Genomic DNA, 14620 nt, shown 5'->3' on the forward strand with positions numbered 1-14620 from the left:
ATATGTCTAACTTACTCAGAGAAGAAAATACCAATGGCCTTACAACGAATACTAGCAACCCTAATATATTAATTGTTGATGATGAGCCCCTCATACGTGAAATTCTGTGTGAAATACTAAGTACAGAAGAATATACAACTGAGCAAGCATGTGATGGTGTTGAGGCATTAGAAAAGTTTAAACAGCAACCATCATCATTCGATCTTTTAATTATAGACTTAAAAATGCCTCGTATGGATGGCATGGCTTTACTTGCTCACATTAGAAAAATCAGTTTGACCCATCCTGTTATAGTACTAACTGGCCATGGCAGTTTAGAAAATGCATATAGCTTATTACAAGAATACCGTATTTTTGACTTTTTTAACAAGCCACTCAATAGCTCTGATAGATTACTTTTTTCCGTCAAAAATGCTTTAGAAAAAGCTCAGCTTATATCTAAATTAATGAAGCTAACAAAAAAGCTAAAGCTATCTAATCAAAAACTAACCGAATTATCCAGTTATGATTCACTAACAGGCCTTTACAATCGTCGGATGTTTGTCGAATATACCTCACATGCTATAGCATTAGTTAAGCGTAATAATAAGAGCCTTGGAATCCTTTACTTTGATTTAGATGATTTTAAAAAAGTTAATGACACATATGGCCATTCTATCGGCGATCACTTACTAATACAAGTATCTGATAGGGTTAAAAGTATAGTTAGAGAAAGTGATGTATTTGGACGAATAGGAGGAGATGAATTTGCATTACTAATTGAAGGGGATATCGACTCTATAGAGCTAATAAATATATCAAAAAAAATATTGAATGCATTTTCTAAACCCATGTATTTAAATAAACAGCCAATCTATATAACTAGCAGTATTGGAATTGCTGTGTTAATTGATAAAAAAGACACCGCAGAAAAGCTTATACAAAAAGCTGATACAGCAATGTATAACGCTAAAAAATCGGGGAGAAATTGCTACATGTTTTATTCAGACATAATGAATAAAATAGCATGTGCTCAGTTAGAAATGGAAAGCGGTATTCGTAATGCTCTAACAAACAACGAGTTCTCTCTTTATTATCAACCTAAAATTGATTTCAAAACGGGGCGTATTTCAGGAGCAGAAGCACTAATTCGTTGGATACATCCAGAAAAAGGTATAATTTCACCTGGTGAATTTATACCTATAGCAGAGAAAAGCGACCTCATCATAGATATAGGAAAGTGGACCAGAGAAACGGTATTGCAACAGTTAGTCGTATGGAAAAATAACAATTTTCCTTTAATAAAAATATCAGTTAATGTTTCAGGAAAAGAGTTTGTAAAAAGAGAAGTTCTACAGCACTTATTGGATATGTTTATGAAATACGATATCAGTCCAAGCTGGCTAGAACTTGAGATAACTGAAGATACACTTATTAAAAGTGTGGAAGAAGGTAATACGGACTATAGAGTTATCCAAGGAATGGATGTAGGACTTGCTATTGATGACTTTGGAACAGGATACTGCTCTTTAGGCTACCTCAAAGAATATCCATTTGAAACATTAAAAATTGACAAGTCATTTATCGATAATGTAATTCATAATGAACGAGATGCATCAATTGTAAGAACAATTATAGCTATGGCTCACAACCTTAATATGTCAGTTGTTGCCGAAGGCGTTGAAAATGAGGAACAGAGAAATTTTTTAGTTGATAATAATTGTGATTTATTACAAGGTTTTTTTTATAGTAAACCACAACCTATTGATCAATTTGAAAATTTCATTAAAAGCTTTAATGAAATATAGTTATTTGACTACAGATTTCTGCTGTCACATATATGAAACCAAGACACAAACTCTTTAGAATTACAGTCTTTGGTTTCACACATATTATTATACTTTACTAATCTCTAAGCCTTTTTGCTTTAAACCCATAGGTCTAGATTAGCAATAAAATAATTTATATTTTACGCTAGCTTTTCCATATCAAACAGTGCATCAACAAATTCATCCGCACTAAATGGCCTGAGATCATCTATTTGCTCACCTACCCCCACAAAACGAATAGGTAATTTCATTTCCTGGGCAAGCGCGAAAACAATACCACCTTTGGCGGTACCATCTAGCTTGGTGAGTACCATTCCTGTCAGGTCTATCCACTGGTTAAACTGCTTAGCCTGACTTAGTGCATTTTGACCTGTGCAGGCATCAACAACTAGCATCACCTCATGGGGTGCTGTGTTATCTAATTTTTGAGTAACACGCTTAACTTTTTTCAACTCTTCCATTAAGTTGTCTTTATTATGTAAGCGGCCCGCTGTATCGGCAATCAATACATCAACCCCTCTAGCTTTAGCTGCCTCAACGGCATCATAAATTACTGAGGCGCTGTCAGCTCCTGTGTGTTGGGCAACTACAGGGATTTCATTGCGTTCGCCCCATACTTGCAATTGCTCCACAGCTGCAGCACGGAAAGTATCTCCGGCTGCCAACATCACTTTTTGACCTTCCTGCTGGAGTCGTTTGGCCAGCTTACCGATGGTGGTAGTTTTACCTACCCCATTCACTCCAACCACCAGGATGACATATGGCTGCTTTGTAGTATCAATAATCAGCTGCTCATTTGATGGCTCAAGCTGTGTCCGCAGCTCTTTTTTCAGCGCATTTAATAAGGCATCAGCATCATCCAATTCTTTATACTTAATTCGTTGGGTTAAGCCTTCAACAATTTCATTGGTAGCAGCTATACCAACATCAGCAAGTAATAGCTGAGTTTCCAGCTCTTCCAGCAGATCATCATCAATTTCTTTTTTACCAATAAAGAGCGTGGTCACCCCTTCTACAAAACTAGAGCGAGTTTTAGTCAGCCCCTTTTTCATCCGTGCAAAAAAGCCAGTTTTCTTTGGCTTTTCTGGCTCTTCAGCTTCAGGTAAGGATTCTGCTACTGCAGCTTGCACAGGCTCTGGTGTTGGTTTGCTAACGTCATCAGCTGCAAGTGGTTGACTGGCTTGAGCTAGTGGGTCAGTTTTAGGCTGAGTTCCAACCGAGACTTCTTTTGTCTCCGCAACTTTAGTTTCGGCAATAGTTGCCTCTACAGGACTCTGAGTTGCATCGTTAGTCGTTTGCTCTACAACGGCTTTCCCTTCAACAAGCTGAGTAGTACTTGTTGTTGACGAATCTACTGCAGAATCAGCACTGGTTACTGTTTGTTCGGCAGTTGGTGACTGTTCCTGTTTAACCTGTTCTACATTATCTTCCAGCTTATGCTTACGACCAAACTGCCAAAAGCGCTTCTTTGGTTTATCTTGACTAGTGTTTACGGTTTGCTCTTCAGGGCTAGCCGCAGAATCGGAAGCTGTTTTCTTCCCTTTACGTGAACCAAACATATCTTATTACGTAATCTATAGTTTGCGGGGTGATTCCCAGGTTTAAAAGCTTGCTGCCGCCCAATGAAAACAACAAATCAGGTCTTATAACCTTTGTATTGGCTAAATTTGAGCACTTAGCAGCTGTATCGGTTTGATAAATCTATACTGGATATCGTAACACTTCTCATTGTTTGGGGGTACGAAAAATCACTGACTTAAGGAATCGTTTGATGATCCAGCACTCGCTTAAAACACTAGTAATTGTAACATGGCTAAGCCTGTCAGCTACTTTAGCCACAGCCAAAACAACTGCTACTCACGAGTTCTTACTTGATAATGGACTAAAGCTGATTGTGCGAGAAGACCATCGAGCCCCAGTTGTTGTATCTATGGTGTGGTACAAAGTAGGTGGCAGTTACGAGCCTCTTGGGCTAACAGGGGTATCCCATGTGCTGGAGCACATGATGTTTAAAAACACCAAAAAACTGAAGACAGGCGAGTTTTCACGCATCATGTCTAAAATCGGCGCTCAGGAAAACGCATTTACTAGCAAAGATGCAACGAGCTATCACCAAATGCTAAGTGCAGAGCGACTACCCGTTAGTTTTGAGCTTGAAGCCGAACGGATGCAAAACCTGATTATTGATGACCAGGAGTTTAGTAAAGAAATTAAAGTGGTAATGGAAGAACGTCGATTACGCACCACCGACAAGCCTACATCATTAACTTATGAGCGTTTTCTCGCCACCGCTCATCAAACTAGCCCATACAAAAATCCTATTGTCGGCTGGCAACGGGACTTAGAAGCCATGACCAGCGAAGATATACGACATTGGTATCAACAATGGTATGCCCCCAATAATGCAGTTATCGTGGTGGTTGGTGATATACAGCCAAAGGCAGTCTTAGAACTGGCTAAAAAGTACTTTGGTCCTATCAAACCTAAACAACTACCTGTGCTTAAACCCATTTATGAGCATAATACACCCGGTGAACGCCGACTGACTGTTGAGCTACCAGCACAGCTTCCTGTGTTATTAATGGGGTTCAATGTACCTGTTATTAAAACCACCAAACAAGCTTGGGAACCCTATGCACTTAGGTTGCTTGCTGCCGTTTTAGATGGAGGTTATAGCGCTCGTATTCAAAAGAATATTGTGCGAGGAAAAGAAGTTGCCGCCTTTGCTAACGCCTCCTATAACGCCTTTAGTCGTTCCGATTCATTATTTATATTGAATGGATCTCCAAACCGGCAAAAACAAAAAAACATGCAAGACCTGGAAAATGCTTTATGGCAAGAAATAACCGCAATACAACAAGCCCCCCCCACAGTAACAGAACTAAACAGAATTGTTGCTCAGGTTATTTCAGGATTAATTTATCAACAAGATTCTATCAGGACACAAGCCAACCTTATTGGTGGGCTTGAATCCATTGGGTTAGATTGGCAACTGGCCGACCAAGATTTAGATAAATTAAAAGCCATCACCCCACATCAAATCCAGCAAGTAGCCAAAAAATATTTAGTGAGAGAACGTCTTACTATAGCGGAACTAAAACCTAAAGGATTACACCTAAAATGATGTACTTATTAAAGAACCAAAAACATAAGCGTAAAGTACTATGGGCGCTAGTTTTTATTTTACCTATAGTGATTTTGGCACTACACAAAACAGGTTATGAAGAAGCAAAGGCAACTTTAATTGGTTCACCAGCGTCCCAAGCTAAAAAAAGCGCCATAACTAGGTCCTCTGAAGAAAAAGATGAGAGCAAAACCAGAACACCCACAATTAATCAATCTCAAGAGCAGCCAGTTGCTGTAAAACAAACACCTGATACAACACCTACCAAAAAACCAATAGCTCAAGAACAATTTACAGAAACAATTGATGTTAACCCAGATAAGTTAAGCAAAGAACCTGCTGGGATACAACAGCCAGTCGAAGCTTCCGAAATAACTAATAATACAAATAAAGAAGTAAAAAATTCTGAAGAAGAAACAACGCCGCCAGTCAAAGAAACTGCAACAATGCAAGCTACTCCTACAGTTAAAGAGATAAAACCTACTCCACCAGATTTGCCTGAACAACGAGAAAAACCGGTCACTCTGATTAAACCACAACAAAGAGCACAACCTGAGTTGATTCCAAAATCAGAAAAAAAACTAGAACCAGTAACTGTAGACCAAAAGCCAGCTCAACAAGCTAAATCAATTGAGGAACAAGTTAAAAAAGAAATAAAAACCTCTGATGCTAAACAACCACTCGAACAGAAGCCAGCGGAAAAGCAGGATAACACAAGACCGGTTGTTAAAGCATCAGAAGAAATTCAACCAATACCTAACCCGCAAACAGCACCTAAAAAGCCCCATCAACAATCAGATAAAAAAATGATTGATCCACGCTTTGAGTCACTCGAAGTGTTAACCAGTAAAGACTTACCTAAAAGAAACATTTCAATTAAACAGTGGAAAACCGATAATGGAGCCCAGGTTTATTTTGTGACTGCACCTGAAACCCCTATGCTGGATATTCGCCTAGTGTTTGATGCTGGTTCTGCAAGAGATGCTTATATACCAGGTTTAGCCTATTTGGCTAATGGCATGTTAGGTGAAGGCACAAAAAATCTAACTAATGATCAAATTGCGGAACAGTTCGAATCATTAGGCGCACAATTTAGTAATGGCTCTTATCGTGATATGGCAATTGCTTCTTTACGCACCTTAACTGATGAACAATATCTTCAGCCGGCAGTTAAGCTATTTACAGAAGTTGTTACTGATGCCAGCTTTCCTGATGATGCTATTAACCGGGTTAAAAACCAGATCATGACCAGTTTACAATATATAAAACAACAACCTGGTAAATTAGCTGAGCAAGCATTTTATACAAAGCTTTATGGTGACCACCCTTACAGTACTCCGAAAGAAGGCACCGAGAAATCCATTCCCAGCATTAAAAAAAATCATCTAATTACTTTTTATAAGGAATACTACGTAGCTAAAAACTTAATTATTGCCATGGTTGGTGATATTACTCAACAACAAGCAAAACAACTAGCTAATCAAATTACTTCACCAATGAATGCTGGTGGTCATGCAGAAGTCCTTGCCGAACCAAAATCAATCAAACAACTGAAAAATAAGATAGAGTTTCCTTCCAGCCAAACTCATGTGTATTTTGGTGCTTTAGGACTTAAAAAAGGTAATCCAGACTACCCTGCTATTTATGTGGGTAATCACATCTTAGGAGGCAGCGGCTTTGGCTCTCGATTATTTGAAAATGTGAGGGAGAAAAAAGGGCTAGCGTATAGTGTGGGCAGTGGCTTTATATTAATGCGTGCTGCCGGGCCTTTCCTAATTAACCTACAAACTAAAGCCAACCAAACAGAACAAGCCTTAAATATCATCAAAAAAACCATTCAAAAATTCATTAAGGAAGGTCCCACCGAAAAAGAGTTAACAAATGCCAAACAAAATATTTTAGGTAGTTTCCCCTTAAGTAACGCAAGCAATAGTCATATAGTTGGTCAATTAGGTTCTATTGGTTTTTACCAACTACCCTTAACTTATTTAGATGATTTTATGAAAAGTATTCAAAAGGTAACCACACAGGACATTAAACAAGCCTTTGCTAAATATGTAGACCTAGAAAATATGATAATTATTACAGTAGGCCCAAAATCCTAAAAACATATCATGAAACAACGTTTGATATATCTGCTATTATGATAAATTTGCTTCCATCAAAAAAGCTCATTAAAATTGCTTAAGCAGTCATAATAAACACTATCAAGAATTTTTTCCATCATGAGTAGTCAAGATGGTTGAGTTTAATAATTAAAAAACCTGCTTTACACCTGCAAATAATTTGTAACGAATATTACATTAATATAATACTAGATTTCATCTAATATTTTAGATAAAGGCACGCCCAAAGCAAAAATATAAATTTCACCTGCATGCCTTCTTTAAAAGAGTTAATCACCCTTATTTCACATTACTTACTTATTCTCCCTTCCATCATTCTATCTAGCTTGCTATTTATAGCCTGCAAATCACCTCTTATTTCACTCTTCACTTCATTAATTCTATTTTCCTGACGTTTTTGCAATTCAGTTAAATGTTTTATAGCTTGCGAGTTTTGGTCAATTCGTTTATCAATTGAGCCACCCCATGCAAAAAGTGAAACCACAACTGCTACTGTACTAACTATATGCGTTATACTAACTGTTCTATCTAAGTGCCAGTTCTTTACATGGGCCTCTTCTAATGGATTTATTTGTCCCGGTATGTTCATATTTATCCCTTTTCTAGAACGGTTTTATAAACTGTTTTATGAAGTATTACCTAATTATCATCATACCTAAGCTATATTTAGTAGCTTACCTGGTAGTGGAGGTGTTCTCAGTGCTACAAATGCTAGCCTAGGAATAAATTCTACTAAGCTAAATCTTCGATTAAATCGATACTGAAATTCAGCAAGATAACGTTGTGCATATTTAGCCCGAATAGCATGATAAGTACTACGTAAAGCACTTTTTAAGTTTCCAAGGATGGTGTTAACCCAATAAAATTCAGGTTCCTCTACTGATGCACGACCACCACCGCATACAATTTTATCATGAAGACAACCTGCTTCTATGACACCATTAAAACAGGCCAGTCCATCGGAGATTACGGTACTGCCCTTGGCCAAATTCTGCCTACTCCAAGCCGTTATCTCTTCTTTATTAAACCCTTTTAAAATGCTCAGTTTAATTCGTGTCGGTTGACCTTGTTTTGTTGTTTCTACGGCTGCTACAAAAGGTATTTTCCCATCTGCTCCCCTACCTCTTTTGCAACCTGTACGCTCGCCACCAAGATAGGCATCATCAATTTCAATAAAACCCGACAATTGCTTGGTGCCTTCTCTTTCTTGCATCACTTTCATGAGCTTATGTTTCATTCTCCAGGCAGCTTGATAGGAAATACCTAAATGGCGATGTAATTCTATGGCTGATATACCTTTTTTGTCTTGGGAGATCAAATACATCCCTTGGAACCAAGTCTTTAATGGTAATTTGGTTGATTCAAAGATAGTACCTGCAGTTACAGATGTTTGCTGGTGACATTTATAGCACTGCTGAAGCTTTCTAGTAGTGAGTTGACAGCATTTGTCGTATCCACAATTGGGGCACTGAAAACCTTCTGGCCATCGCAATTTGTATAAGGTATTAAAGCATTGTTCTTCTGTACCATATTGTTTGAGAAACTCGTTTAAACTCAGGCCTTTTTGAAATTGAACTTTGTTGATAGCCATTATTTATACCTTCTCAATTAAGTTTCCATGCTGTTCAAATATACAGCAGTTAATGGCTTAGGTATAGTGATAATTAGGAAGTATTATAAAAATACATTCTCATTTAATACTCTATGCTTTCTGTTATATATTTTAATATGCACTTTTAGCTTTGATCAGGTGAAAAATTTCACTTAATTTTATTTTTATAATAAATTTCTACTACAGAGAAAGGACATTATTACAATACTCTTAATGTATTGTATGTCTTTTTACTTCACTTACTATATTGAATACTTGCCTTCGTGTTAGACCAAACAAAGGCGCTATTACATTGGCTGTTTTACCATCAATATATAGTTTGCAAATCAATTTGTTTCTTATTTTACGAAACGCTGACTTACTTGGTATTTCCAGGTATTCTCTAGAAAATTTTTCGCTTAGTTTTTTTGCATTATCAAAACCAATAGCTAAAGCAATCGGATGGTCCTGTCTTGAGGTTTCTGGAATGTAAACTCTTGCTCCACCCATTCGTTGCGCTAACATAATAGCTGCAGGCACCCCAATAACCTGGGCAACTTCTTCAAGCGTACCATTTAAGTCTTGTGGTGTTAGTGTATATCCCATGTTTTTCTCTTGTTGTTGATGTTATCGAAAAAACTCAAGTTTTTAATGTATAGGTATCCACCTATCAAAAAACTGATATTTTCGCATTTCACTTCTTTTTACTAAGACATGTTGACCCAATACAGTAGATAATCCCAGACTAGTTACTGCTGGATATTTTTTTAATCCATTAGTGATGGATAGCACCTGTGCTTGGTACTAGACCAAATATGTCACCCGCTCTTTTAGAGCTGATAACTTTTGCTTGAGCCATAAAATGTTAAACCCTCCTTGTTATAACAGCTTTTAGATTTACTTAACCTTTCAATGTGCTTCACCACAGGTTATAAATTAAAGACAGAGCTATATAATTGACTTATAGTCAACAGTTTCCTAATAAAGCAAAACAACAAAAAATGCCACAGTTTACAACACGACTACTACACAGGAACAATCAGTCATAGATAGGCCAGAGGAAATAACGATCAAAAATATTTCTTTATTGGTATTGCCAATGACCATCATCAGAACTTATTATACAACTATAAGTTGTATAATACTATCTAAATTTGAACTTCGCTACCACAAAAAGTTATAATTCATGATTGGCAAACGATTAAAACAAGCACGGGAACATTTGGGGCTAACCCAAGAAGAACTAGCAGAGTTAGTAAGTGTTTCCCAAACGGCTATTTATAAAATTGAAGATGGGATTACACAACAGCCTCGGTCCACCAAAAAGCTAGCAACAACATTAAAAGTGTCGCCTGAATGGCTACAGTACGGCATTAACCCACCTAATTGGTTTGATAACACCTCACATGCTATTACATTTGAGCCCAAAAAGGGGCGTTGCCCACTTATTAGCTGGGTTCAAGCTGGTAGCTGGCAACCAATTTATGAAGTTGATTCTAATGATGCTGACTTGATTCCCTGTCCAGTAAAGTGTAGTGATCAAACTTTTGTACTACGAGTTCAGGGCATCAGCATGGAGCCAGTATTTCATGAAGGGGACTTGTTATTTGTTGACCCAGAAGCCCATTGTCATAGCGGCTCTTTTATCGTAGCTAGATTAGATGAGCCTAATGAAGCCACATTCAAACAACTAATTATTGAAGATGGCCGCCATTACTTAAAGCCACTTAATCCCGACTGGCCAGAAAAAATTATTCCCATGAAAGGCACTTGCTCCATTGTGGGAAAAGTTATCTTTACAGGTCGAGCACTTTAACAACAACTTAAAGTTTTTCAGTATTTACTTATATATCTTCAGCATGGTAATTTGAGCTGGTGACTAATTTGCCAAGCACTGCCATCTAATTTGGCAAAAACGGTAAGCTGGAAGTCTTCATTACTCAGTTCACTAGCATTATGATAAATCACACTACACTTGTCTTTTGCTTGATCCCAGAAGCCATTCGCAAACACCCAGGTTATTCCACTTTGTTGATTTATTGTGGTTAATTCCTGCAAAATTTCCTTCGCAGCTGGGCAGAGCCCTAGTAACTCCTCAGCTGTTTGAAACTGAATCAGGTTTGGACCTAGTTGTAACAAACGATTTCTCCCTACCAATCAAATAAATAACTACTGAGTATACCTTAAGTAACAAAGACAAAGGTACAATAGTATTAACTACCTTATACCAGTATACTATTTCACCATCGACATAGTTTTGGGTTGTATTATGAAGACACTACTCGGTACACTCGCAGTTCTCACAGGCATAGCCGGTATTGGCATCTTTGCTTACCAACTAGTCCAAGACCCAACTGCTTTTCGTTTTGCTGGTAATATTAGTTTTGGGTATCCCCTTATTTTATTTACCGTATTTGCTCGACTAATTGTACGCATTATGACTAATAAAGAAAAAGCAGCACAAGAAAACTAACCCTGATTTCCGATATAGCTTACTGCGCTGTTTACCTATCATAAGTCAGCTTAGCGACTTATACTCAAAATCCACTGGATCAGGTTCTGACTGCCGAAGCTTTTCCATATGTTCTTTGGCCAAAGGGTCCATAATTTTGCGCCATAGAGGGGGCAGCAAAGCTAAAATAATCATTCCACCGTAACTGGTAGGTAATTGAGGGCTTTGATCATAGTGACGTAAAATTTGATACCGGCGGGTAGGAAAAGCATGATGGTCTGAGTGGCGCTGAAGATTATATATACCCGCATTAGCTAATTTTTCACTGGCATTCCACGAATGTAGTGGGCTTACCCTTTCGTAACGACCACTATTCAGCTGCCGACGTTCTAAACCATAGTGTTCGACATAATTAACGATTTCTAAAGCCAATACCGCAAAAAAACTGCTGACTAAAAAGAAAGCCAAACCATGAATTCCGGTTAATATATAACAGGCAATGGCAACTAAAATACTTAAAGAAGTCCAAGCAAGCACTTCATTATGCCAGTGTAATATAGGAAGCTCTTTTCGTTTCAAGCGTTTAGCCTCTAAACGAAATCCATTTAAAACATTACGCACTATTGCCTTGGGGACAAAATGATAAATTGACTGACCCAGTCGTGCTGAGGAAGCATCCTTAGGCGTTGCTACATTAACATGATGTCCCCTTACATGCTCGATCTTGAAAGTACCATAACAAACCAACGCCAACATAAAACCACCCAAACCACGCTCAAAGCGATTGGTCTTGTGAATCAATTCATGTGCAACTGTAATACTAGCTGCCCCTATCAATAAGCCTGTGTTCATCGCAAAAAACCAAGTATCAAACCAATTTTGTCGTAAACAAACCAGATAACTACCAGCAGCTAAATAACTGAGTTGGACTACACTATAGCCCCACAAAATAGCAGCATAACGCCACTGCCGACTAAGAGCAGCTTCTTCATTAGTAGTCGGGTTATGGAAAGTTTTTCCGATAAAAAAATCTAATAATGGGAAACCAAGGTAAACAGCCAGAAAGATGCTATAACCCCAGCCCCCAACCACAAAAGACAATCCAGGTACAATAGCTACAGCGTAAGGTAAGCAGTAGTTGACGGATTTTTGCATATAACTCTCCATTGTTATAATTATTTTTTATTACATAGCTTATCTTGCTATTATAGCTATCTCGTTACTTTTCAACTAAAAGCCTCAGTAAATAACATTCACTCAGTATTATGTTTCAAAATTGCTATGCTTATTAAATAAGTGAAATCCTTAAAAGCTTTACTAGATTTTACTCTGTAGTAAGGAAAGCAGTTAATGGCTAGAACAGCGATTGCTTTATTGATTGTTTTTTTAACCTATCAAACATCTCTGGCTGAAAATAGGTTGCCAGTCTTATTTGCTAACTTTCCTCCTTTTAACTACGTTGATCAGCAAGGAAAGATGCATGGTATCAGTTATGACATTGTGACCACAGTTGTAGCAGAAATGAACTATCAGCCACATGTAAGAATGCTACCTTGGAAGCGTGCCTACCTAACAGCAGCCAAAGGTGAAGCAGCCATTTTGTTTACTTTTACTCAAAATGAAAAACGCAAACAAGACTTTTTCTTTACTGATGAAATTATACCTATAGCAGATGTTTTCTTTAAAAAGAAGCAACTAAAAACTAAATGGGAAAAATTATCAGACTTAGCAAATTATCGAATTGGATACACAGATGGTTACAATTACCACAGTAGTTTTCTGAAAGCAATAACAAATAAAGAATTCATAGCTAGAAAAATAGCAGCCAGTGACAGACCCGAGTTACAGCACTTAAAAAACCTTTATAACTCTCGTGTTAACTTAGTTATATGTGAAATCAATGTTTGTTTGTTTCATTTAAAGAACAACCCTAAATGGCAGAATAATATTGACTACATACCAAAATCTATTGGTCCAATTCGTTCATTCCATGCTGGAGTGAGCAAAGCATGGCCTAATGCAAAAGTCTTGTTAGATAAATTTAATGCTGTTTATATTAATTTAAAAAAACAAGGGAAGTACAAAGCCATCTTAAAAAAATATAATACACCTGAGCTAACTAAATTATTAGAATAAAACTTGGAAATTAAAGCATGGCCATAAGATTTATTTATTTTCAAAGGAAAACAAAACGACAACAGATACTCAAAGAGTATTCATTACACATTTCAAGCTTATCTTGTTCTTTGCAGTAGTTGGCATAAACTAAAAAAACCAAACAAAGCGATACCTAACGTCATAATGGTACAATACCAGTAGTTTATAAAAAAATGGTGTAACAGTGTCTATAAATGAAGAACTAAACAAAAAAGTTGAATACAAAACAAACTGGAGGAAACAAGTGGGGTTTGCAACCATTTCAAACATATGTTTGAATAGTGATTATAGTGTTTCAGCAAAACCCTCTATCCAGGTGTCATAATGCAACACCCAATTATCAACCAGCATCTCATTACTCAACTTAAGCCACTTCACTTGGCTACCCCTCAACCATTAACAGAAGCTGAGCAACAATACAGTGCTTTTTATGGAATCGACTTTGATACTCAAAGTCCAGATATCAAGCACTGTATGGGTTATTTTGACTCAATCCATTATCGGGTTGCTTGCCACTATTATTGGCAACCCTCAAGCAAAGGTACCGCTTTTGTCGTTCATGGCTATTATGATCATGTTGGTTTATACGGTAATTTAATTAAGTTTCTATTGGACCAAGGCTTCAATGTAATCTCCTTTGACTTACCAGGCCATGGCTTGTCCTCAGGCAATCGGGCTTGCATTGCTGATTTTGCAGACTATGTGACAGCGTTAAAACAGTGCATCAATATGGCTACCAGTACAGTACCAAAACCCTGGTTTTTATTAGGACAAAGTACTGGTGGAGCAGTTATTACTGATTATCTTTTAAGCGAGAAATTTACCACAACTAACAACCCTTTTAGCGAAGTAGTATTATTTGCACCGCTGATTCGCCCCAAAAACTGGGGATTTATTGAGCTAGCACACCGTGTTTTAGGATCGTGGATTCGTAACGTTAAACGCAGTTACGCACCAAACTCCCATGATGAGGCATTTTTGGATTTTGTAAAAAATAAAGATCCCCTTCAGCCCAGCCACTCATCGGTAAAGTGGTTAGGCGCCCTTAAACAATGGATTAAGCGAATAGAACAAATGCCAGCCTCTTCTTTATCGCCAATTATTATTCAAGGCAAAGATGACCAAACTGTTGACTGGCAATATAATATTCCTGTTTTACAAAAATTATTTAGTGAGCCTACTATCTATTATCATTCAACAGCTCGTCACCACTTGGTTAACGAAAGCCACTCAATCAGAGCAGAATATTTTGGTTATCTAAAAGACATCTTATTGAAAAATAATCACTAAGCTTTTCTTTAGCATAAGCTGTTAATAACCACATTAGTGGCATTGTCTATAATAAGGAGTAGCATTTCAAAA

At 37.4% G+C, this 14620-nt stretch carries 13 protein-coding genes; 7 read left to right on the forward strand and 6 right to left on the reverse strand.

Features of this window, described 5'->3' with window-relative positions:
* The first annotated feature begins 2 nt into the window (after positions 1–2).
* Positions 3–1787, forward strand: coding sequence for an EAL domain-containing protein (locus G4Y78_RS27365; protein WP_163836111.1), 1785 nt, complete (start codon positions 3–5; stop codon positions 1785–1787).
* Positions 1788–1948: 161 nt separating this feature from the next.
* On the opposite strand, the gene ftsY is transcribed toward G4Y78_RS27365, so the two are convergent.
* On the reverse strand, positions 1949–3367 hold the full coding sequence (gene ftsY / locus G4Y78_RS27370; protein WP_163836112.1) for a signal recognition particle-docking protein FtsY: 1419 nt from the start codon (positions 3365–3367) through the stop codon (positions 1949–1951).
* A 212-nt stretch (positions 3368–3579) separates the two neighbouring features.
* On the opposite strand from ftsY, the gene G4Y78_RS27375 reads away from it, so the two are divergent.
* Positions 3580–4932, forward strand: coding sequence for a M16 family metallopeptidase (locus G4Y78_RS27375; protein WP_163836113.1), 1353 nt, complete (start codon positions 3580–3582; stop codon positions 4930–4932).
* On the forward strand, positions 4929–7037 hold the full coding sequence (locus G4Y78_RS27380) for an insulinase family protein (RefSeq protein WP_163836114.1): 2109 nt from the start codon (positions 4929–4931) through the stop codon (positions 7035–7037). Before G4Y78_RS27375 ends, G4Y78_RS27380 begins: the two co-directional genes overlap by 4 nt.
* Before the next feature lie 310 nt (positions 7038–7347).
* Here the strand turns inward: G4Y78_RS27380 and G4Y78_RS27385 are convergent, their stop codons facing one another.
* From G4Y78_RS27385 to G4Y78_RS27395, 3 genes are all read right to left on the reverse strand, one after another.
* Complete coding sequence (locus G4Y78_RS27385) at positions 7348–7647, reverse strand: lipocalin/fatty acid-binding family protein (RefSeq protein WP_163836115.1); 300 nt, start codon at positions 7645–7647, stop codon at positions 7348–7350.
* Between the two features lie 66 nt (positions 7648–7713).
* The gene (locus G4Y78_RS27390; RefSeq protein WP_163830705.1) at positions 7714–8649 is read right to left on the reverse strand and encodes an IS1595 family transposase; all 936 of its coding nucleotides are present in this window, start codon (positions 8647–8649) and stop codon (positions 7714–7716) included.
* 231 nt (positions 8650–8880) lie between these two features.
* Positions 8881–9255, reverse strand: coding sequence for a hypothetical protein (locus G4Y78_RS27395; RefSeq protein WP_163836116.1), 375 nt, complete (start codon positions 9253–9255; stop codon positions 8881–8883).
* A 580-nt stretch (positions 9256–9835) separates the two neighbouring features.
* On the opposite strand from G4Y78_RS27395, the gene G4Y78_RS27400 reads away from it, so the two are divergent.
* Positions 9836–10465 (forward strand): LexA family protein, encoded by a 630-nt coding sequence (locus tag G4Y78_RS27400; RefSeq protein WP_163836117.1) that lies wholly within the window; start codon positions 9836–9838, stop codon positions 10463–10465.
* Positions 10466–10503: 38 nt separating this feature from the next.
* Here G4Y78_RS27400 and G4Y78_RS27405 read toward each other — a convergent pair whose 3' ends face one another.
* Positions 10504–10788, reverse strand: a complete 285-nt coding sequence (locus G4Y78_RS27405) for a hypothetical protein (RefSeq protein WP_163836118.1) — start codon at positions 10786–10788, stop codon at positions 10504–10506.
* Positions 10789–10918: 130 nt separating this feature from the next.
* Between G4Y78_RS27405 and G4Y78_RS27410 the strand changes: the two genes are divergently transcribed.
* Entirely contained in the window at positions 10919–11122 is a 204-nt protein-coding gene (locus G4Y78_RS27410) for a hypothetical protein (RefSeq protein WP_163836119.1), read from the forward strand.
* A gap of 45 nt (positions 11123–11167) precedes the next feature.
* Here the strand turns inward: G4Y78_RS27410 and G4Y78_RS27415 are convergent, their stop codons facing one another.
* Entirely contained in the window at positions 11168–12256 is a 1089-nt protein-coding gene (locus G4Y78_RS27415) for an alkane 1-monooxygenase (RefSeq protein WP_163836120.1), read from the reverse strand.
* 219 nt (positions 12257–12475) lie between these two features.
* Between G4Y78_RS27415 and G4Y78_RS27420 the strand changes: the two genes are divergently transcribed.
* Together G4Y78_RS27420 and G4Y78_RS27425 are read left to right on the forward strand one after the other, a co-directional pair.
* Positions 12476–13237: a substrate-binding periplasmic protein gene (locus G4Y78_RS27420; RefSeq protein WP_163836121.1), complete on the forward strand. Its 762-nt coding sequence runs from the start codon at positions 12476–12478 to the stop codon at positions 13235–13237.
* Between the two features lie 345 nt (positions 13238–13582).
* A complete protein-coding gene (locus tag G4Y78_RS27425) occupies positions 13583–14548 on the forward strand; it encodes an alpha/beta hydrolase (protein WP_163836122.1) in 966 nt (321 codons plus the stop codon).
* The last annotated feature ends 72 nt before the right edge of the window (positions 14549–14620 follow it).

The sequence above is a fragment of the Spartinivicinus ruber genome (genome assembly GCF_011009015.1).
Taxonomy (GTDB): domain Bacteria; phylum Pseudomonadota; class Gammaproteobacteria; order Pseudomonadales; family Zooshikellaceae; genus Spartinivicinus; species Spartinivicinus ruber.

Coding starts and splice junctions, on each gene's coding strand:
- G4Y78_RS27425 (WP_163836122.1), top strand. CDS start 13,583: ATGCAACACCCAATTATCAACCAGCATCTCATTACTCAACTTAAGCCA.
- G4Y78_RS27395 (WP_163836116.1), bottom strand. CDS start 9,255: ATGGGATATACACTAACACCACAAGACTTAAATGGTACGCTTGAAGAA.
- ftsY (WP_163836112.1), bottom strand. CDS start 3,367: ATGTTTGGTTCACGTAAAGGGAAGAAAACAGCTTCCGATTCTGCGGCT.
- G4Y78_RS27380 (WP_163836114.1), top strand. CDS start 4,929: ATGATGTACTTATTAAAGAACCAAAAACATAAGCGTAAAGTACTATGG.
- G4Y78_RS27400 (WP_163836117.1), top strand. CDS start 9,836: ATGATTGGCAAACGATTAAAACAAGCACGGGAACATTTGGGGCTAACC.
- G4Y78_RS27415 (WP_163836120.1), bottom strand. CDS start 12,256: ATGCAAAAATCCGTCAACTACTGCTTACCTTACGCTGTAGCTATTGTA.
- G4Y78_RS27375 (WP_163836113.1), top strand. CDS start 3,580: ATGATCCAGCACTCGCTTAAAACACTAGTAATTGTAACATGGCTAAGC.
- G4Y78_RS27385 (WP_163836115.1), bottom strand. CDS start 7,647: ATGAACATACCGGGACAAATAAATCCATTAGAAGAGGCCCATGTAAAG.
- G4Y78_RS27365 (WP_163836111.1), top strand. CDS start 3: ATGTCTAACTTACTCAGAGAAGAAAATACCAATGGCCTTACAACGAAT.
- G4Y78_RS27410 (WP_163836119.1), top strand. CDS start 10,919: ATGAAGACACTACTCGGTACACTCGCAGTTCTCACAGGCATAGCCGGT.
- G4Y78_RS27390 (WP_163830705.1), bottom strand. CDS start 8,649: ATGGCTATCAACAAAGTTCAATTTCAAAAAGGCCTGAGTTTAAACGAG.